17 protein-coding genes and 1 pseudogene are annotated in these 18,519 nt (G+C 62.6%); 9 read left to right on the top strand and 9 right to left on the bottom strand.

The annotated features are described in order from the left end of the window. Window positions 1–20 precede the first annotated feature (20 nt). Window positions 21–1,253: a 3-methyl-2-oxobutanoate dehydrogenase (2-methylpropanoyl-transferring) subunit alpha gene (locus H3H36_RS20610; protein ID WP_182219968.1), complete on the bottom strand. Its 1,233-nt coding sequence runs from the start codon at window positions 1,251–1,253 to the stop codon at window positions 21–23. Between the two features lie 312 nt (window positions 1,254–1,565). Here H3H36_RS20610 and H3H36_RS20605 point away from each other — a divergent pair, with 312 nt between their 5' ends. Beyond that, a complete protein-coding gene (locus H3H36_RS20605; RefSeq protein WP_182219967.1) occupies window positions 1,566–2,711 on the top strand; it encodes an SLC13 family permease in 1,146 nt (381 codons plus the stop codon). Between the two features lie 262 nt (window positions 2,712–2,973). After that, window positions 2,974–4,068 carry a cell division protein FtsZ gene (ftsZ, locus tag H3H36_RS20600; protein ID WP_182219966.1) on the top strand — a complete coding sequence of 365 codons (1,095 nt, stop codon included), beginning with the start codon at window positions 2,974–2,976 and terminating at the stop codon, window positions 4,066–4,068. 37 nt (window positions 4,069–4,105) lie between these two features. Here ftsZ and H3H36_RS20595 read toward each other — a convergent pair whose 3' ends face one another. After that, window positions 4,106–6,022: a propionate--CoA ligase gene (locus H3H36_RS20595; protein WP_255461893.1), complete on the bottom strand. Its 1,917-nt coding sequence runs from the start codon at window positions 6,020–6,022 to the stop codon at window positions 4,106–4,108. Between the two features lie 65 nt (window positions 6,023–6,087). On the opposite strand from H3H36_RS20595, the gene H3H36_RS20590 reads away from it, so the two are divergent. From H3H36_RS20590 to H3H36_RS20580, 3 genes are read left to right on the top strand one after another with little or no spacing between them, the layout of a single operon-like run. Then, window positions 6,088–6,693, top strand: coding sequence for a cupin domain-containing protein (locus H3H36_RS20590; RefSeq protein ID WP_182219964.1), 606 nt, complete (start codon window positions 6,088–6,090; stop codon window positions 6,691–6,693). Window positions 6,694–6,747: 54 nt separating this feature from the next. Beyond that, window positions 6,748–7,374 carry an FmdE family protein gene (locus tag H3H36_RS20585; protein WP_182219963.1) on the top strand — a complete coding sequence of 209 codons (627 nt, stop codon included), beginning with the start codon at window positions 6,748–6,750 and terminating at the stop codon, window positions 7,372–7,374. Window positions 7,375–7,378: 4 nt separating this feature from the next. Then, complete coding sequence (locus H3H36_RS20580; RefSeq protein ID WP_182219962.1) at window positions 7,379–7,999, top strand: uracil-DNA glycosylase family protein; 621 nt, start codon at window positions 7,379–7,381, stop codon at window positions 7,997–7,999. A 31-nt stretch (window positions 8,000–8,030) separates the two neighbouring features. Here H3H36_RS20580 and H3H36_RS20575 read toward each other — a convergent pair whose 3' ends face one another. From H3H36_RS20575 to H3H36_RS20560, 4 genes and pseudogenes are all read right to left on the bottom strand, one after another. Continuing rightward, the gene (locus H3H36_RS20575) at window positions 8,031–8,417 is read right to left on the bottom strand and encodes a DUF488 domain-containing protein (RefSeq protein WP_182220018.1); all 387 of its coding nucleotides are present in this window, start codon (window positions 8,415–8,417) and stop codon (window positions 8,031–8,033) included. 42 nt (window positions 8,418–8,459) lie between these two features. Beyond that, a pseudogene (locus tag H3H36_RS20570) lies at window positions 8,460–8,597 on the bottom strand (IS5/IS1182 family transposase); the annotation flags it as partial. A gap of 71 nt (window positions 8,598–8,668) precedes the next feature. Beyond that, window positions 8,669–9,022, bottom strand: coding sequence for a YXWGXW repeat-containing protein (locus tag H3H36_RS27750; RefSeq protein WP_375539612.1), 354 nt, complete (start codon window positions 9,020–9,022; stop codon window positions 8,669–8,671). A gap of 154 nt (window positions 9,023–9,176) precedes the next feature. Then, window positions 9,177–9,704 carry a glycine zipper 2TM domain-containing protein gene (locus H3H36_RS20560; RefSeq protein WP_182219960.1) on the bottom strand — a complete coding sequence of 176 codons (528 nt, stop codon included), beginning with the start codon at window positions 9,702–9,704 and terminating at the stop codon, window positions 9,177–9,179. A 397-nt stretch (window positions 9,705–10,101) separates the two neighbouring features. Between H3H36_RS20560 and H3H36_RS20555 the strand changes: the two genes are divergently transcribed. Beyond that, window positions 10,102–11,415, top strand: coding sequence for an NHL repeat-containing protein (locus H3H36_RS20555; protein ID WP_182219959.1), 1,314 nt, complete (start codon window positions 10,102–10,104; stop codon window positions 11,413–11,415). 163 nt (window positions 11,416–11,578) lie between these two features. Here the strand turns inward: H3H36_RS20555 and H3H36_RS20550 are convergent, their stop codons facing one another. Both H3H36_RS20550 and H3H36_RS20545 read right to left on the bottom strand, forming a co-directional pair. Further along, the gene (locus H3H36_RS20550) at window positions 11,579–12,031 is read right to left on the bottom strand and encodes a cupin domain-containing protein (RefSeq protein ID WP_182219958.1); all 453 of its coding nucleotides are present in this window, start codon (window positions 12,029–12,031) and stop codon (window positions 11,579–11,581) included. A gap of 32 nt (window positions 12,032–12,063) precedes the next feature. Then, a complete protein-coding gene (locus H3H36_RS20545) occupies window positions 12,064–13,095 on the bottom strand; it encodes a porin (protein WP_182219957.1) in 1,032 nt (343 codons plus the stop codon). Between the two features lie 135 nt (window positions 13,096–13,230). Between H3H36_RS20545 and pdxR the strand changes: the two genes are divergently transcribed. Beyond that, the gene (gene pdxR, locus H3H36_RS20540; RefSeq protein ID WP_182219956.1) at window positions 13,231–14,676 is read left to right on the top strand and encodes a MocR-like pyridoxine biosynthesis transcription factor PdxR; all 1,446 of its coding nucleotides are present in this window, start codon (window positions 13,231–13,233) and stop codon (window positions 14,674–14,676) included. Between the two features lie 247 nt (window positions 14,677–14,923). Here pdxR and H3H36_RS27370 read toward each other — a convergent pair whose 3' ends face one another. Continuing rightward, window positions 14,924–15,409, bottom strand: a complete 486-nt coding sequence (locus H3H36_RS27370; protein ID WP_255461896.1) for a helix-turn-helix domain-containing protein — start codon at window positions 15,407–15,409, stop codon at window positions 14,924–14,926. A gap of 615 nt (window positions 15,410–16,024) precedes the next feature. On the opposite strand from H3H36_RS27370, the gene H3H36_RS20530 reads away from it, so the two are divergent. Together H3H36_RS20530 and H3H36_RS20525 are read left to right on the top strand one after the other, a co-directional pair. Next, window positions 16,025–17,305, top strand: coding sequence for an acyl-CoA dehydrogenase family protein (locus H3H36_RS20530; RefSeq protein WP_182219954.1), 1,281 nt, complete (start codon window positions 16,025–16,027; stop codon window positions 17,303–17,305). 73 nt (window positions 17,306–17,378) lie between these two features. Then, complete coding sequence (locus tag H3H36_RS20525; protein WP_182219953.1) at window positions 17,379–18,512, top strand: saccharopine dehydrogenase family protein; 1,134 nt, start codon at window positions 17,379–17,381, stop codon at window positions 18,510–18,512. The last annotated feature ends 7 nt before the right edge of the window (window positions 18,513–18,519 follow it).

Raw genomic sequence — 18,519 nt, 5'->3', positions numbered from 1 at the left:
TTACTGTGTTTTCCGCCATCTCAGATCCCCAGTTGCTGACGTTGCACGCGCAGATGTTCAGGCAGTTCCTTGTAGATGCCATCGAACATTTCGGCGGGGCTGAAAGTGTGGCCGCTGGCCATGGTGCCGTACTGTTCGGACTCCTTCTGCGCGGTCAATACCTCGGCCTCCAGCCGCTTCTGCGTTTCCTCGTGCTCCTGTTCCGACCAGGCGCCAGCCTTGATCAGGTACTGTTTCAGGCGCGCGATCGGGTCGCCCAGCGGGAAATGTGACCAGTCATCGGCGGGCCGGTATTTCGACGGATCGTCCGAGGTCGAATGCGGGCCGGCGCGGTAGGTGACCCATTCGATCAGGCAGGGACCGAGGTTGCGGCGGGCCCGCTCGGCGGCCCAGCACGAGGCCGCGTACACGGCCAGGAAGTCATTGCCATCGACGCGCAGCGAGGCGATGCCGCAGCCCACGCCACGGGCGGCGAAGGTGGTGTCCTCGCCGCCGGCGATGGCCTGGAAAGTCGAGATGGCCCACTGGTTGTTGACCACGTTCAGGATCACCGGCGCGCGGTACACGTGGGCGAACGTCAGGGCCGTATCGAAGTCCGCTTCGGCCGTGGCGCCGTCGCCGATCCAGGCCGAGGCGATCTTGGTATCGCCCTTGATGGCCGAGGCCATGCCCCAGCCCACGGCCTGGATGTATTGGGTGGCCAGGTTGCCGGAGATGGAGAAGAAGCCAGCCTTCTTCACCGAATACATGACGGGCAGTTGCCGGCCCTTCAACGGATCGCGTTCGTTCGACATCAGCTGGCAGATCATGTCGACCATGGGATAGTCGCGCACGATCAGGATGCTTTGCTGGCGGTAGGTGGGAAAACACATGTCGTCCACGTTGAGCGCCAGCGCTTGCGCAGTGCCGATGGCCTCCTCGCCCAGGCTCTGCATGTAGAACGACATCTTTTTCTGGCGCTGCGCCATCAGCATGCGGCTGTCGAAGATGCGGGTCTTCATCATGGCGCGCATGCCCTTGCGCACGAGTTCAATGTCGATCTGCGGCGCCCAGGGGCCGACCGCGTTGCCCTCGGCATCGAGCACGCTGATCAGCGAGTACGCGAGATCACGCGTATCCATGGGGGTGACGTCGACCTCGGGCCGGCGCACGGCACCGGCTGGCGACAGGCGCAGATAGGAAAAATCGGTGTTACAGCCAGGACGTCCCGTCGGTTCGGGCACGTGCAGGCGTAGTGGTTCGCCCTTGCTCATTCTCATTCCTTCATGTGCGATGGTGACGCACTTATGGTGATCAATCCTGGCTGGCCTGAGGCGGGTAGCGGCGGCCGGCCGGGATTGTGGAATCGCCCGCGCGACTGGCACAGCGGGCACGAAAATATTTTCTGGAAAGCAAGCGGAGAGTAACATGCTTTCCCGTCCTCAAAAAGGGCCGCGAGGGAAAAAAACATGTGTCATGGCAAGCGGAGCGCGAAAGTCGCGCCAGTGCCTGGCCCCTCACCACGGTCTGTTATCATGAATCAAGTGCGTGCCGACAGCGCGCCTTGTCCACGCCAGAAACTCCCCATGCCCGAGATGACCAAACCCGTCACCACACCGTCTTTCCTCAGCCAGATCAGCAAACCATTTCTTCGCGACCGATTGATGCACCTGCTGCTGATCGTCGCCATCGCCCTGTCCTTCCTGTCGCCTCATCCAGTCCAGGAATATCTCATCTGGATCGACTGGCACACCATCGCGACGCTGGCCGGGATGCTATTGCTGACCACGGGCATCGAGGCGAGCGGCTACCTGGAACACCTGGGGCGGGTCATCATCAACCGGCTGCGGCAGGAACGGGCGCTGGCGCTATTTCTGGTCACCGCGTCGACCGTTTTGTCCACCGTGCTCACCAACGACATCGCGCTGTTTATCGTCGTTCCGCTGACCGTCGGCCTGACCGGCATCAGCAACTTGCCGATAGGCCGGCTGGTCATCTTTGAAGCATTGGCCGTCAATGCCGGCTCATTACTGACCCCGATAGGCAACCCGCAGAACATCCTGTTATGGCAACGCTCGCATTTATCCTTCGCCGACTTCACCTGGCAAATGGTGCCGCTCGCGCTGGCGATCTTCGCGCTCCTGTTGCTGGCGACCTGGTTATGCTTCCCGAAACAAGCCATCCACACCGAGTTGAAGGACGACGCCACGTCCTACAGCGTGGCGCTGCTCAGGACGTGCGCGCTGCTCTATGCCGCGTTCCTGGCCACGGTTGAACTGGGTCATCCTGGGTGGGGACTGGTTGGCGTGGGCGTCGCGGTCCTGCTGTTCTGCCGGGAGATCGTCGCAAAGGTCGACTGGTGCCTGATCCTGGTTTTCATCCTCATGTTTGTCGACATCCACCTGCTTTCCCGGTTGGCGTTCGTTCAGGCCTGGGTCGAAGGCATTCCCCAATTCACGCAACTGCAGCTGTATCTGGCCGCCCTGCTTGGCTCCCAGGTCATCAGCAACGTTCCGGCGACTATCATGCTGGTGCAATACTCCACCGCTTACAAGGTGCTCGCCTACGGGGTCAATGCGGGCGGGTTCGGACTCGCGATTGGCTCGCTGGCCAACATCATCGCGCTGCGCATGACGCCAGAGCGCCATTTGTGGCTGCGCTTTCACCTCTACTCCTTCCCGTTCCTGGTGGTATCGGCGCTGATCGGCTGGTTGCTGCTTACGTCCCTCTGACAGCCATCTGAGGCGAGCGCCACCTTTCGCCGCAATTGCACGCAGTATTACAAATGGTTTTCATTGAAACGATTTAAGCCTGTATCGTGCGCGCCTCAGCAAGTAGGCTAGAGGACTCGGCATTGGCCAGCACTGTTTGCGCGCGCCAGGGGAGCGTCGCGTCCCCTGCTGTTGCGCGCCGTTAGCGTATGCGTAGAGGCAACCCGGCGCATCGCCGGACGGCCCGGCTGGCCAGGCGCAATCCCATCAAAAGGAGTCTCTTTTGCTAGACCTGAAAAATACCCAAGCGGCCACCGTCATCAAAGTCATCGGCATTGGTGGCGCCGGCGGCAACGCTGTCAACCACATGGCCGCCTCCGGCCTGTCCACCTTCGAATTCATCTGCGCCAATACGGACGCGCAGGCGCTATCGCATACCCGCGTCGAAAAGCGGATCCAGCTCGGCGAGGGCGGCCTGGGCGCCGGCAGCGACCCGGTCGTCGGCCGCGAAAAGGCCCTGCGCGAACGCACCGCCATCGCCGACGCGATCAAGGGCGCGCACATGCTGTTCCTCACCGCCGGCATGGGTGGCGGCACCGGCACCGGCGCCGCGCCCGTGGTCGCCGAAGTGGCCCGCGAGATGGGCATCCTGACCGTTGGCGTCGTATCGAAGCCCTTCGAATTCGAAGGCCCGCGGCGCATGCGGGTGGCCGAAGAAGGTATCGCCTTGCTGGCGAAATGCGTGGACTCGCTCGTCATCGTGCTCAATGGCCGCCTCGAGGAAGTGTTGGGCGGCGATGTCACGCAACGGCAGGCCTTCGCTGCCGCCGACGATGTGTTGAGCAAGGCGGTCGCCGGTATCGCCGAAATCATCACCGTGCCGGGCATGATCAACGTCGACTTCGAAGACGTCCGCACGGTCATGCGCCTGTCCGGGATAGCGATGATGGGTTCAGCCCAACACGCCGGGGAAGACCGTGCCATCAAGGCGGCCGAAGAGGCGATCTCCTGCCCGCTGCTCGATGGCTCCAACCTGCACGCCGCGCGCGGGCTGCTGGTCAACATCACCGCATCCGAAGAGACCCTGAAACTGCGCGAAACCAAGCAGGTGATGAATGTGATCTGCGCGCAGGTCAGCGACGACGCCATGATCAAATTCGGCGCCGTCTTCGACGATGCGCTGGGTGATGCCATGCGGGTCACCGTGGTCGCCACCGGCTTGAGCCGGCCCGGCGACCTGGCTGGCGGCCCCCGGCGAATGTCGATGTCGCGCCTGGCACCGGGCGGGCATCCAGGGCCAGGCGCGCCGCACCAGGTTCGCGGCGCCGTGCTGCGGGAGCCGCCTTCACCGGCAGTGCTGCGCCAGACCGCCCCCTAGACCATTGCCCGGCTGGCGCCGCCCTCCCCCTGGGTACCTATTTCGCAGCCGACAATGCAGTCTTGATCTGGGCCAGCGAGCTGGGATCTTCGATGGTGGTCAGGTCGCCCGGGTCACGCCCTTCGCACACCGCCTGTATCGAACGGCGCAACAGCTTGCCGGAGCGGGTCTTGGGCAAGGCGTGGATGAACACCACGCGCGCCGGCCGGGCGACGGCGCCAAGCTGCTGGTCGACCACGCCCATGATTTCCTTTTCCAATGCCGCGCCGGCATCGGCGCCGGCGGCCGCGTCGGGATGCTTGAGCACCACGAAAGCCACCGCCACCTGGCCCTTGAGCTGATTTTCAACCCCGACCACCGCGACCTCGGACACGTTGGGGTGGGACGAAATGCTCTCTTCGATCTCGCGCGTGCCCAGGCGGTGGCCGGCGACGTTGATCACGTCATCGGTACGCCCGAGAATGAAGTAGTAGCCTTGCGCATCACGAATGCCCCAGTCAAAGGTCGAGTAGACGTGCTTGCCGTTGATCCGGTTCCAGTAGGTGGACAGGAAGCGCTGGTCGTCGCCATACACGGTCTGCAGGCAGCCCGGCGGCAACGGCCCCTCGATGACGACCACGCCTTTCTCGTTGGCGCCGCAGTCTTCGCCAGTGGCCTCGTTCTGGACCTTGACCTTGTAGCCGAACACGGGCAGGCCGGGACTGCCCAGTTTGGTCGGCTGGTCTTCTATGCCCTTGGCGATGGACAGGATAGGCCAGCCCGTCTCGGTCTGCCAGTAGTTGTCGATCACTGGCACCCCGAGTGCGGTCGCGATCCAGTTCGACGTGGTCTCGTCGAGCGGCTCGCCGGCCAGGTACAAGGCCTTGAGCGAGGACAGATCGTATTTCGTCATCAATTCCGCAGGCTGCTTCTTCAGTACGCGCACCGCCGTGGGGGCCGAGAACATGCGGGTGACGCGGTATTTTTCGACGATGCTCCACCAGATGCCGCCGTCGGGCGACGTCGGCAAACCTTCGTACATGATGGTGGCCATGCCCGCGATCAGGGGGCCGTACACGATGTAGGAATGCCCGACCACCCAGCCGATGTCCGAGGTCGAGAAGAACGCTTCACCCGGCTTGGCGCAGAAGATATGCTTCATCGACGCGGCCAGGGCGACCGCATAACCGCCCACATCGCGCTGTACCCCCTTCGGCTTGCCGGTCGTGCCGGAGGTGTACAGGATGTAGGACGGCTGGTTCGATTCGAGCCAGGTGACGGGCACGTCGGCGTCGAGATACTGGTCGCGCAGGCTGGCGTAGTCCGCGTCGCGTTCCGGCACCAGCGTCATCGGCACCAGGCCGCGGTCGACCAGCAGCACCTTGGACGGCTTGAAGCTAGCCTGCGTGATGGCCGCGTCGAGCAGGGGCTTGTATGGCACCGGCTTGCCGCCGCGCGAACCGGCGTCGGCGGAAATGACCAGTTTGGGCTGCGCGTCATCGATCCGCGTGGCCAGGCTGTGGGAAGCGAAGCCGCCGAACACGACCGAATGAACCGCGCCAATGCGGGCGCAGGCCAGCATCGCGAACGCCGCCTCGGCGATCATCGGCATGTAGATCAGCACGCGGTCGCCCTGCCCCACGCCCAGTCCAACCAGGATCGCCGCCATGCGGCATACTTCCGCGTGCAGTTGCTTGAAGCTGTACACCTTCTCCTGGTGCGTCTCGGTCGAGATAGCGATCAGCGCCGGTTGCTCGCCCTGCGTTGCCAGCCAGCGGTCGACCGCGTTGTGGCACAGATTGGTACGCCCGTCGACAAACCAGCGCGCGAACGGCGCCTTGCTGTAGTCGAGCACCTGTGTGTAGGGCGTTTGCCAGTCGATGGCGTGGGCTTCCCGGCCCCAGAACTTGGCCGGTTCATCAATCGATTCTTGGTAGAAGTCTGCGTAGGTCATGTCGTCTCCAGGTATTTTCATTGCCGTTTCATTCAACTCGCTGCACCGAACTGTCATGGCCGCTGGTGCAATTGCCGTGCCAAACGATGAGCCGGGACATCGCAAACCGGGAGGCTTTCAACATAAGCCTTTCCAATCAATTACTTGAATATAGTATTGATAAGAAGCATCGTCATTTGCAGCCTGCAAGCCGCACATCTTTTTATCCTGCTTTTGTTTCATTTCATGTTCCATGCAACCTGCAGCCGCCCGACACGGAACAAAGTGAAACGAAGATGAAACAAAGATGCCATGCGGCCAGTAGTGGCAAGGCTTCGGGCGCCATCGACCTGTCTTACAATGACCGATCCGGCAGTGCATGCCCCCCTCCACACACAACTGGCAAAGAATTTCTCATGGCGCATATCCCCGAGGCCCTGCTTGGTTTGGGCAAGATCAGCGACGAAAACTGTGACGTCACCATTGCCACCCGAGAACACATCAATTCTCCGCTCCACACGCATGCGACCACCAACTACGTGACCGTCAGCGAAGGCACGCTCTACCTGACGCTGGACGGCGCCGAGCGGCCGGTGCGGCCCGGCGAATGGTGCGTGATCCCGGCTGGCGCCGACCATGCGGAGCGATTCACGGACAAGACATCAGTCATCGTGTTTTGGGTCAAGCACGGCGCGGAGAGTGGGCAGTTGTAGCGCCCACTCTCCATTTGCGGCCCGCGCCGCCCCATCCAGAAAGGCAGACATAGCATGCGCTTCCCTGATTTTTTCGACCAGGCCCCCACCATCACCGTGCATGACGGCTTGGCCGAGTTTCTCGGCGCTTGCACCGATGGCATGATCACCTACCGCTATATCGACGCCGTCAGGCTGGCCGGGCACTCGTGCCCGACGGTCGCCGGCGCCTACCTCATGACGTGGCGTGCCTTGCGCGCACTGTACCCCGACGGCACGCCGGAACGGGGCGCGCTGCGCGTGCGGTTTGCGGCGGCGCAGGATGAAGGCGTGAGCGGCGTCATCGCTAGCGTCGTCGGCCTGATCACGGGTGCGGCAGGCATTGGCGGCTTCAAGGGCATAGGCGGCAATTTCCAGCGCCAGCATTTGCTGCAATTTGACAGCGGCGATGATGGCGAGGTCGTATTCGAACGTGGCGACAACGGCGCGGCGGTCCGGCTCAGCATGCACATGCACCGGGTCGCGGCCGACCCAGGCATGAGTGTCCTGTTGAGAAAGATCCTCGACGGGCTCGCCACGCCAGACGACCAGCGCGCCTTCGCCACCATGTGGCAGGACCGTGTCAAACGCATCCTGATCGATCATGCGGACGACCCGGACCTGTTCACCGTCACGTCGGTCGCGCCACCGGCGGCGCAGTGACGCCATGAACCGGTCGCGCAGCCCGTCAACCACAACGGCGTACGCCGGGCTGGACCCGCTGTTGGCGGCGGTCCGTCAATGCCGCGCCTGCGAGGCCCACCTTCCTCTCGGGCCCCGGCCCGTGTTGCAGGCCGGCGCATCGGCGCGCATCCTCATCGTGGGACAGGCGCCCGGCGCGCGCGTGCATGCCTCGGGCGTCCCCTGGGATGATCCAAGTGGAGAGCGCCTGCGCCAATGGCTGGGTCTGGATGCGAGCGCCTTTCATGACGCGTCGACCATCGCCATCATCCCGATGGGATATTGTTATCCGGGCCGGGGCAGCAGCGGCGACCTGCCGCCGCGGCGCGAATGCGCGACGCTGTGGCTCGATCAGCTGTTGGCGGCGCTACCCAATATTGAACTGACCCTGCTGATCGGCCTGCATGCGCAACGGCACTTTCTGGGCAGTCGCCGCAAGTCGTCATTGACGGAGACGGTGCGGGCATGGCGCACATTCGGCCCGCGCTATCTGCCATTGCCGCATCCCTCGCCACGCAATACACCCTGGTTCCAGCGTCACCCCTGGTTCGAGAGCGAACTGTTGCCGACGTTGCGCGAACGGGTCGCGTCGCTGACTGCGAAGTGATCCGCCTACCGTCTCGCGCAAGGAAATGGACTCAACCGTCCAGCAGCCGCAACAAGGCCTCGCGCAGCACGACTGCCTGATTGTGTTCCGGGTCTTTCGCGCCATACACCAGCGTGATCGGCTGACCGGCGGCGTCGGCCAGCAGGCTGCGCATGCGCAGCAATTGTTCGTCGGTCTGCAATTCAGCCAGATAGCGTCGCTGGAAGGCTTCCCAGCGCTGCGGCTCGTGGCCGAACCATTTGCGCAATGCTTCGCTCGGGGCAATGTCGCGCAGCCACTGTGCCAATGCGAGCGTTGCCCGGCTGCGCCCGCGGGGCCAGACGCGATCGACCAACACCCGGTAGCCGTCGTCGGGGCTCGCGTCGTCGTACGCTCGCTTAATCAGGATAGTCGAAGGCTTACGCTTTGCATGTGCCATGCCGTGCTCCATCGCGGTCCGTGTATCCCTCCCTGTCCCTGAGGCCAGTGCGGTCATGCGGTTGAGCACACCCACACGCACTGCCACCTCGGTCGCCTGCGCCCCTATCGAGCGCGCGGCCAGTTCCCGGCCAGTCAGCACCTTCAGATGGTACATCAAGGCTTCGGTGGACGTGCGTCGCTGGCTGTCCGGATTTCCGTCCTTGCAGAGCGAAAAGGACAGCAGTCCGGACAGTCCGTGACGCGGCTGTCTTATCGTTCCCAGTGGCCGCGTGTCCACTCCCATTCATTGTGGCGCCAACGCCAGTGGCCAGGAATCCAAAAATGCGCGGGGCTAGGTGCGACGGTAATTTGCTCAACGATTAGCGCCGGCATCGGACGTGCGGCGCCCAGGTACCAGTGTCCTGGTTGCCATTGCCATCCGTGGTCGCGCCAGGCCCAATGCCCCTGTATCCAGGCATATCCAGATGCTGGCGGTGGCGGAATCACTTCCTGGATGGGGGCCGGCGCTTGGCGCACAATCGCTGGGTGATCGTGTACGACAACTCGCTCCTTGACGACGGTGGTGCAACCGCTCAAGGCAATTGCGACGGCTGCCGCCCACATTATCTTTTTGGTCATTTCCTGTTTCCTTGTCTCTGGTGATCTTGGGAAAACGTTGGCTAGCATTTTTCCAGCGCCGAAACATAACGTTTCCGCCGGCTGTCAGGGCCTGTGTATGAGGGGATCCTCAGTGTCGGATCCACCGGCGGGCATCTTCTTATGGTTGGCCAACTGGCTGGTTGTGTTTGGCGATTTCGTTCCCCAGGTAACCACCACCCACCGCACCGGCGATAGCTGCCAGGGTACGGCCGTTGCCACCGCCAATATTACTTCCCACTAGTCCGCCCACCAGGGCACCGATGCCGATGCCAAGCGGACTGTTTCGGGCGGCCGGAGCCGGCTGTGGATACGCGGGAGCTTGCCGCTTATCGTAAGCCTGTTCAGTTTGAAAGACCTGGGCGTGTTCGCCGCCATAGGCCGCTTCCGAATTGCGTCGGTATTCATGGTGCACGACAGCTTTGTGTCGAACCAGCTCTCGCTCGACTGGCGCTTGTACTGGCGGCTGTGCCATCGGCACGCTGCCGCTGTTCACCCATTCCGCTGCAGGAGCAGTGGTGGCGGCACCATGGGAGTTCGGCAAGACTCCCGCGATCGCGGCGGCACCGACCAGGCAGACCAAAGTCACCGAAACTGCGGCGGCTGCCATCAGCGGGTGGATGCGATTCGAGGTTGCGGTGGTTTCCATTTTCGTTCTCCGGTATGGCGCTGACGTTGCGCCGTCAGGCCAATAACGCCTAAGGCTGGGAACAGGATGTATGGAAGGCGTTTCCCGGGTAAGCAGATGTAACGCGAGCAAGGCGAGTAGGGACGAGGACGCGCGCGGCGGGCTGGCGGAGACAGAGGCGCGAAGGAATCATCACGGGCCGAGATCCGGGCGCAGCACAAATATCGGACGACTGTCGGCAATGGACTGGTCCCGCGCAGATGTGACAATTCGAGCATTTTCACATATTGGCAAAATGTTATTATCACCAAGGATGCTTCAATGTTCCAGATGACTCTGAATGTGTCTTTTACCTTCTGTGAGCAGACCAGGAAGAAGAATATATGCGTCTAAGCACCATAATGTTTTTCAAGGAATTATGGTGATCCTCAAAGGTGCCACGGTCTCCAGGGGCGAGATTACTACCGGCATACCTTGTAGTGCAACATTAAAAAAGATAGAAAGAGATATGCAGATTTCGTTACACACATTTCTGGCACTGTGCCTGGTTATCTCGACAACGGCCTGTGGTGGTGGTTCAGGTGCTATAGGTTTGAACTCCGCAGGCACCACCACTCCAGGTTCGAACGCTACGATTCTTGCGGCAGGCGCCACGTTTACCATGCCAGCAAACGCAGCCGTGTGGGTACCGGCAGGAACTACTGTTTCCTCATCCAACGGCAACGTAATTACAATCAACGGATCGAACAATACCGTCAATACCCAGGCTGGTGCCGTGGTCAGTGTTCCTATTAGTGCGACGGGACCAGCTAATAATTTCATTGCGACAAGCCAGTCAACAACCGAAAATGTTTCAACGTCGCCACTCAGGGTCTCAGTCCTCGCAGGCTCGGCTACAACAAATAGCAATCCTGTCGATGGAACAGGGTCTTCCGCGATCTTGTGGGGCGGTGGGCACATGGTAGTGGACGCCAGCGGGAATATCATCATTTCAGACCGTGGTTCACTGAAAAAAGTCACTCAAGCTGGCGTCGTCACGACGATCGCACCAGGTTATCAACCTGCCGACTGGGAAGGCATTGCGATCGACCCGGCTGGGAATATTTATGGTTCGGGAGGAACTATGTCCTCATCCACACCAGTTATATGGGGGACGGCCATCTACAAATTCACGACCGCCGGAACTCAGCAGAATCTGTTTATGAATTGGGAAACGTCTTCGAGCAATCCATCGCTAGGATTTGGAGATCTGGCTACAGATAGCAAGGGCAACTTGTTCTTCCTTGACGGGACGAACAATCGCATCGTGAAGTTCACTTCAAGTGGCACCTGGAGCGTATTTGCTGGAAACGGCGCGAGCGGGAACCTGAGTGGCATTGGAAAGAGCTCATCAGCCGCTCAGAGTATCATTTCCGGGCTCGCAATTGACGGCAATGACAACTTATTTGTAAATTCCGCTGGGTTAATTCAAAAAATTGCGATTGACGAAACCATTTCCGTCATCACGAATAAATTATCGATCGATAGTGGTGCGATGGCGATAGATCGATTCGGCAATATCTATGTGGTTGGGTTCCAAAAGCTCTATCGCATAAGCGGAAATGGAATTGTGACGTCCTATCCCTTTTCAAATACAACCGACCATATTGCATCGATGGTCACTGACAAGGATGGAAATCTTTATGCCGCCACCCGAGGCATGGGTGCACAGATCTTTAAGATTTCATTTTGAGTGGGACGCTTTGATTCCTGGCCGCCAGAGACGGCCAGAGATCATGCACCGAGCCCGCCGGGGCGCGCACCTTGTCCGCGGCGACGTAGGTTGGCCGATGCGCACATCGCCTGCAGACATGCCCAAGCTGAAGCCGTACCGCCGTTTAAGGCCATCGGCGCGGTCACTGCCGAGCGAACGAATCCTGGCCCAACAGAACCGGCTGCAGGCCGTGGGAAGCGCAGTGGCGCAGATAATCCTCCCGCCGATCCCGCACGGTAATCCGGCGCAGCACGGTGCCATCCTGTGCCAGGTATTCCACGGCGCCGGTGACCACAACAAAGACAACCAGCGGCTTGTCGCCTGTGGCTTGCCACCAGTCGACATTCCCTTCGGGCTCGTACACATAGGCGTGCGGGCCGAGCTGTTCCCCCGTCCCCAGTTGCCGAGATCCTTCGAGATTGAAGGCGTGCACATGGCCGGTGTGGCGATGCAGCCCCAATCTAACGCCCGGCGCCAGGCGCATCAGTTCCACCCAGCCCGTGTCGCCCGGCAAAAACTGTAGCGGCCGCGACCACTTCCCCTCCCCTTCAACGATCCACTCGGGGCCCAGCGACGCGCATTGTTCAGTTTTCATATTCAAGTCTTTCAAAAAAGAGTCATGGGACTTCAAAAGGTGTAGATCAGACCACCATTGACGGTGTGTTGTGTCGCACCAGGCGCCGGCAAGTCTTGCCAGTAGGCTGCCACCGGGAACGCGGCCTCCCGGTTGTTACGCACCACAGCGGCCGTGCCCCACAGCGTGAGCGCAGGCGCGAAGGTATGTTCCCAGCCACCACTCACCAGCAGGGCGCGTGAGTCAGTCACGTTGGATCGTGCGCCGTAAATACCGAGGCGCAGCAGATCGCGGCTGCCGATCTTGTGGTTCACGCCGGCCCACACATGCCGCATCGATGTGTCCCCGCTGGCGGAGGCATCGGGTGCACGCACGATGTTATAGGCGACAAACCAGGAATTGGCACTTTGGTCATAGCGGGCTCCGACGATCCATTCACGCGAGGCGTCGAACAATTCCGACAGTTGTCCCTGGCTGTCACGCGTTTCGTCGTATATCGCGCGCACGTCCAGTCCTCCGCGCTGGAAGCTGAGCGCCGCGGCAGTGCTGCGGCAAGCGCGCCCGCCCACGCTGGACTGCAAGCCGATGGCCATGCCGCCAGATTGGGGACTGCGATAGCCGACGGTATGGCTCCAGGCGTTCCAGCTGTGCCCCTTGGTTAGCGTGGCGGAACCGGACCAGTTCAGGCCCATCGGATCGATGTACCAGACGTCATTGCTGTAGGCCATGGAGCGGCCGGCTTCCAGCCTGCCCCAGGTTTTGCTTTCCACGCCCAGCGTGGAATAGCGGCTAAACAGCATGCCATCGCTGCCGACGGTGCCGGTGGCGGTGTTAAAGCCACTTTCCAGCCGTATCAGTAGTTGCACGTCGCTGGTCAAAGCCTCGGCCATTTGGATGCCGATCAGGCTGGTTCCCCATTCGCTGTTCGACGCCCGTACCACGCTCCCATTCTTCGCGCCGATGTGGTCGACATAGGAAAGCCCGGCCGTCACCGTTCCGTACATCGTGGCCGCGACTGCGGAATGTAGGGACGTCATCAGCAGCAGCGCGGCGCTGGCAGGGAGGCAGTGCAGGTACTTCGGCATGGTGTTGGTGAATAAATTGAACAGGTGTACAGTATTGCAAGCCTGAGGATTGGCCAGCAGAGCCAGTCCGGGCAAACTTCAGGGTGCCGGTCAGGACGTCTCCTGGCCGGCCTATTTCAACCACCACAGGTCCCGATGGAGCCCGTTCTTCCGATCACCCTTACCCTGCCGAAGCCTGGCTCCCGGCAAATCCTGCGCTCCATGCATCAGCAGATGCGCACCGCCATCATCGATGGCCGGCTGTCCGCCGGTTTGCGATTGCCTGGCTCGCGCACGCTGGCCGCGCATTGCGGTGTTTCGCGCAACTGCGCCATGGCCGTGTATGACTTGCTGCTCAGTGAAGGACTGGTCGCGGCGCGGGCCGGTGGCGGCACTTACGTATCAGACATCTACCCGGCCGATCCACCCCGCACCGCGAACGCGGCGATCGATCGGACGCCCTTGCTGCAGCCACGCTGGCGCAATGAACCAACCGTACTGCGACCATCGCCGGCGACGCAGTTCGACTACGATTTTGTGGTGGGTCTGCCCGATACCACCCAGTTCCCTTTCGATACCTGGCGACGCCTGGACGCCCGCGCGTTACGCCAGTTGCAGCGCGCGCCGGCCGAATACGCGGCGCCGGAAGGACGGGCTGCGCTACGGGCCGCCATCGCCAGGCACGTGTCGTTTGCCCGCGCCGTGGCCTGCAACGCCGACGGCGTGCTGGTGACCTCCGGCGCACAGCAGGCTTTTGACCTGCTGGCGCGCATCTTCATCGAGCCAGGTCAGACCAAGGTAGCGATCGAGGATCCGGGCTATCCGCCGTTGCGCTGGGCGCTGGAGAGCGCCGGCGCCGTGCTGGTGCCGGTGCCGGTCGACGCGGAAGGTATAGCAGTGGATCGCATCCCGGCCGACGCACGGCTGATTTGCGTGACGCCGTCCCACCAGTTTCCGATGGGGCAAGCCATGTCGCTGCGCCGCCGCATGGCCCTGCTGGCGTTCGCGCGCGAACATGGCGGCCTGATCGTCGAAGATGATTACGATGGCGAATTCAGTCATTCGTCGCAGCCGCTCGATGCACTGAAAAGCCTGGACCGCGCCGACTCGGTGTTTTATGTCGGCACGTTCTCAAAGAGCCTGTTTCCGGGCCTGCGGCTGGGCTACGTCATCGCGCCGGCTTGGGCTCGTGCCGCCCTGGTCGGTGCGAAGCAGCGCAGTGACTGGCACGGCGCGGTTGCGGCGCAGGATACCCTGGCCGCGTTCATTGACAATGGCGACCTTGCGCGCCACATCCGCAAAATGCGCCAGGTCTACAGCCAGCGCAAGCAGGTGTTGACGCAGGCCTTGCAGCGCCATCTTCCAAGTACATTGTCGGTGATCCCGGCCGAAGGAGGGCTGCATATCGCCGCACTACTACGCGGTGGAGCCGATGCATCGCAAGTGGTCGCGGCGGCCGCCGAGGCGGGCATTCGGGTCGAGCCGATCAGCCAGTATGCGCTGGCTGCCTCGCCGCCGAACGGGCTGGTGTTTGGGCTCGGCTTGATGCCCACGCATCTGATCCATCAAGCCACGCTGCGCTTGGCGAAGTGCCTCGGATAGCCTCGTTGCGTTGGCCTTGCCTGTGCAGAGTGAACCGTTCCGCAAATCTGGAAGGCGCCATTCGTTGAGCGAATCGGGCCATGAAGAAATCCAAGTATTCCCCTGAAGTATTTGAACGTTGCGTCCGCTTGGTCATGGCGGCCAAGGGCGCGTAACACTCCCGATGGGCCGCCATCGAGGCGACGCCGCTGCGCCGTGCCCGTTGGACCGGGTCAATCACCAGTTCCGGGCCTATCGGCCAAGCCAGTTATGGGTTAGCGACTTCGCTCTGACTCACGCCACGGGGCCTCTCAAAATCCCGGAACGGTTCACCAGCGCCAGCCCCGACGATCGGGGCTGAGCCGGCGGCCGCCAGAGCCACCCGGTAGCGGGCCGGCGTGACGGCATGGGCGGCCCGGAAACTGGCCGTCAGGTGGCTCTGGCTGCTGAAGCCGCACTCCTGCGCAATGCGCGCCAGCGGCATGGATGACACGGTCAGTAGCCGCCGGGCCAGCTCCAGCCGGATGTGCATGATGTAGCGGTGCGGCGGCATGCCCATGGCATCCTCGAAAATGCGCTTGAAATGCGCCAGGCTCACATCCGCGATGCGGGCCAGGGCGGGCGTCGGCAATTCCTCGGCCACATGCGCGTGAATGTGGTTGAGCACGGCCTGCAGCCTGAAGAAATGGACGTGGCGCGGGCTGATGCCGCTGATGCCGGGCGCCGTCAGCGCCCGCAACGTTTGCTCCAGCATGATGGGCGCCAGGCGCTCCATGAAACCCCGGTCGGCCAGCGGCCCCTTTTGCAGCTCATTGACCAGTTGCAGCGCCGCCGCGCTGACCAGCTGGTCGTTGAACGGCAATGGCGCGCCATGCGAGGCGGCAAGCAAGTCCAGGCTCTGCTGAAGCCCGGCACCGCTGCCCACAAAGTAGAACACGGCAAAATCGATGGTGCCCGCATATTGCCAGTGGGTGGCCGTGTCCGCGCCCACCAGCAGCGACTGCTTGGGCAGGCTGACCGAGCGCCACGCCGCACCGTCGCCCTCCCGCACGCGGGCGCCGCCAAATTGCGCCACCAGCACGGTGCTGCCGGGCGCGGCCACCGTACGCTCGTTCGCCTGATACAGAAAACGCTCCACATGCAGCGGCGTGTCGCCCCCGATGTCGCCTTCCAGGATGGGGCTGTGCCCCAGTTCCTTCCGTATCCTCAGCCAGACTGGCGCTTCCATCGTCGCTCCCGCCTCAAATTTATCCATGAGCTTTTCTTGACAAAGATACGCAACTTTGTTGAAAGCCGCCAGCTTTTTTCAGGCCCACACTTGTCAGCAACAACAAGCCAAAACAAGCCACCCTTTTCAGGAGACAAGTGTATGAGACTCAGCACCGAACTCAAGCTGCCCGCCGTGTCGTTGACGGGATTTGAAACGCCCATGGGCGAGGAGGAACTGGCCATCCAGGCCAGCGTGCACCGCTTTGCCAAGGAAGTCCTGCGCCCGATCGGCCAGGAACTGGACAAGATGACACCCGAGCAGGTGATCGCCCCCGGCTCGCCCTACTACACCGTGTTTGCCGAAGCGGCCAGGCTGGGGCTCGACCCTGGCCTGCTGGCGCAACTGCCGCCGGACATGGCGGTGCGGGTCGAATCGCTGATCGGCGAGGAGATGGGCTGGGGCGACGCCGGCCTGGCCATCTCGCTGGCCGCCGCCAGCTTTCCCCTGGAAATGGCCAAGGCCGTCGGCAACCAGGAGCTGGTGGACCTGTGCACCGGCAAGATCGGCTGTTGGATGATCACCCACCCCGACAAGGGCAGCGACGTGACCATGTACGACATCCGGCGCGACTGGACGCCCGGCGCACAGGGCAACAAGGGCAACATGCTGGCCACCGTGGGCAAGGACGAAATCGTCATCAATGGCCAGTGTTCGGCCTGGGTGTCCAATGGCGCGGTGGCCCAGGTGGCCCTGGGCTACCTGGGCGCCGACTATGGCGACGGTTTCTTCGACGCCGACGGCCGCCCCCACGGCCTGGCCGCCATCATCCCGCTCGACCTGCCCGGCGTCTCGCGCGGCAAGCCGCTCGACAAGCTCGGACAGCGCTCGCTGCCGCAGGGCGAAATCTATTTCGACAACGTGCGCATACCGCGCCGCTTTGCCGTCGCCCTCCAGGATAGCTATTACGGCAACCACACGTCGGCCTGGTCCTATGCCGGCACCCACATGAGCCAGACCTTCACCGGCGTGGCCCGTGCCGCCTTCGAACTGGCGCTCCAGTACTGCCACGAACGCAAACAGGGCGGCCAGCTGCTGATCAACCACCAGCTGACCCGCCACCGCATCGGCGACATGCTGCGCCGGGTGGAACTGTGCCGGGCCGTGGCGCGCCGCTCGCTGGCCTATGCCCGCCTCACGCCGCAGGGCCACGCCTACGCCACGGCCTCGGCCAAGGTCACCGTCACCCAGGAAGCGTGGCAGGTGGTCAACGAAGCGTTCCAGCTGTTCGGCGGCGCCGCCACCTCGCGCGAATATCCGATCGAAAAGCTGCTGCGCGATGCACGCGTCACGCTGATCGAGGATGGCGAGAACAACGTGCTCACCATGCGCCTTGGCCTGCTGGCGCAGCAGCTCCACGCCGAAGGCTGGGGCCAGGGCTAAGGGCCGGGCGGGCCGGACGCCCGCCGCACGAACCGATCCACCACACTCACCACACAAAATATTGGAGTAAAAAATGGCAAAGCATCCCGTCGTCGTCTATGGCGCCAGTGGCTACACCGGCATGTTGATCATGGACTGGCTGATCGACCAGCAAATCCCCTTCACCGCCGTGGCCCGCAGCGCCGCGCGCGTGCGCGAAATGATGGCCCAGCGTGTGGTCCGGCTGGAATCGGCCACCTATGAAATCATCGAGTCGGAACATACCGTCGCGGCCCTGACAGAGGCATTCCGGGGCGCCAAGGTGGTATGCAACACGGTCGGGCCGTTCGCCAATTTCGGCCTGGTCGGCGTGGAAGCGGCGCTCAATGCCGGCTGCCACCATCTCGACACCACCGGCGAGCAGGGTTACGTGCGCGCCGTGCGCGACCAGTTCGGCGAGCGTTTCCGCCAGGCCGGCCTGCTCGTCGCGCCGTCGATCGCCTACATGTACACCTTCGCCGAGATCGCGGCCCAGCTGGCGCTGGAAACCCCGGGCGTGGACGTACTGGAAACGGGCACCCTGTGCCGTGGTCCGCGCGGCGGCCCGGCTGGCGTGACCGTGGGCTCGACTGCTTCCATTTTCGAGCTGTACCGCCAGGAAGCGTGCTACCTGTGGGAGAAGAAGCTGGTGCCGCACGCCCCGCACGCGTCCTTTGACATGGTCGATCCCAGCTTCATGCAGCCCGTATTCTCGCTGCCCTGGGGCGGCACCTCGCTGCCGGTGTTCTTCGAGAACGACGCGCGGGTGCGCTGCTGCACCTCGGCCGTGGGCTTCTACGACAACGACGTCATGCGCATGGTGCACAGCCTGGGCCAGAAATGGGAGACCGAATACCGCCATCTGCCGAAGGAGCAGCAGGACGCCGTGATCAAGGGCATCGTCGATTCGACCACGCCCACCATGCCGCCGCGCGAGCGCACCACCGTGGTCCGCACCGTCGATTTTGCCATCGGCCGAGGCCAGCTGGCGGCCGTGCGCGCCACTGTGCATGGCGTGACGGCCTACATCGCCACCGGCGCGCTGCAGACGGCCGCCGTGATGAAGCTGCTCGATGGCGACAGCAGCAGGACCGGCTTCGCTTCGGCCTGCCAGGCGTTCGGCCACCGCTACCTGCTCGGCTTCCTGGAGCAGCGTGGCCTGGCGCGCGCCACCGTGCAACAGCTGTAAGCGCGGA

This window comes from Rugamonas fusca (assembly GCF_014042365.1).
In the GTDB taxonomy this organism is placed as follows: domain Bacteria; phylum Pseudomonadota; class Gammaproteobacteria; order Burkholderiales; family Burkholderiaceae_D; genus Rugamonas; species Rugamonas fusca.
Note: the sequence above shows the minus strand (reverse complement) of the source record. Positions and strands in the feature narration are given on the sequence as shown.

Coding starts and splice junctions, on each gene's coding strand:
- H3H36_RS27750 (WP_375539612.1), bottom strand. CDS start 9,022: ATGTGGGCGGCAGCCGTCGCAATTGCCTTGAGCGGTTGCACCACCGTC.
- H3H36_RS20610 (WP_182219968.1), bottom strand. CDS start 1,253: ATGAGCAAGGGCGAACCACTACGCCTGCACGTGCCCGAACCGACGGGA.
- H3H36_RS20560 (WP_182219960.1), bottom strand. CDS start 9,704: ATGGAAACCACCGCAACCTCGAATCGCATCCACCCGCTGATGGCAGCC.
- H3H36_RS20580 (WP_182219962.1), top strand. CDS start 7,379: ATGAACCGGTCGCGCAGCCCGTCAACCACAACGGCGTACGCCGGGCTG.
- H3H36_RS20585 (WP_182219963.1), top strand. CDS start 6,748: ATGCGCTTCCCTGATTTTTTCGACCAGGCCCCCACCATCACCGTGCAT.
- H3H36_RS20530 (WP_182219954.1), top strand. CDS start 16,025: ATGAGACTCAGCACCGAACTCAAGCTGCCCGCCGTGTCGTTGACGGGA.
- H3H36_RS20550 (WP_182219958.1), bottom strand. CDS start 12,031: ATGAAAACTGAACAATGCGCGTCGCTGGGCCCCGAGTGGATCGTTGAA.
- H3H36_RS20575 (WP_182220018.1), bottom strand. CDS start 8,417: ATGGCACATGCAAAGCGTAAGCCTTCGACTATCCTGATTAAGCGAGCG.
- H3H36_RS20555 (WP_182219959.1), top strand. CDS start 10,102: ATGGTGATCCTCAAAGGTGCCACGGTCTCCAGGGGCGAGATTACTACC.
- H3H36_RS20545 (WP_182219957.1), bottom strand. CDS start 13,095: ATGCCGAAGTACCTGCACTGCCTCCCTGCCAGCGCCGCGCTGCTGCTG.
- H3H36_RS20595 (WP_255461893.1), bottom strand. CDS start 6,022: ATGAAAATACCTGGAGACGACATGACCTACGCAGACTTCTACCAAGAA.
- pdxR (WP_182219956.1), top strand. CDS start 13,231: ATGGAGCCCGTTCTTCCGATCACCCTTACCCTGCCGAAGCCTGGCTCC.
- H3H36_RS20590 (WP_182219964.1), top strand. CDS start 6,088: ATGAGCCGGGACATCGCAAACCGGGAGGCTTTCAACATAAGCCTTTCC.
- H3H36_RS20525 (WP_182219953.1), top strand. CDS start 17,379: ATGGCAAAGCATCCCGTCGTCGTCTATGGCGCCAGTGGCTACACCGGC.
- H3H36_RS27370 (WP_255461896.1), bottom strand. CDS start 15,409: ATGCTGGAGCAAACGTTGCGGGCGCTGACGGCGCCCGGCATCAGCGGC.
- H3H36_RS20605 (WP_182219967.1), top strand. CDS start 1,566: ATGCCCGAGATGACCAAACCCGTCACCACACCGTCTTTCCTCAGCCAG.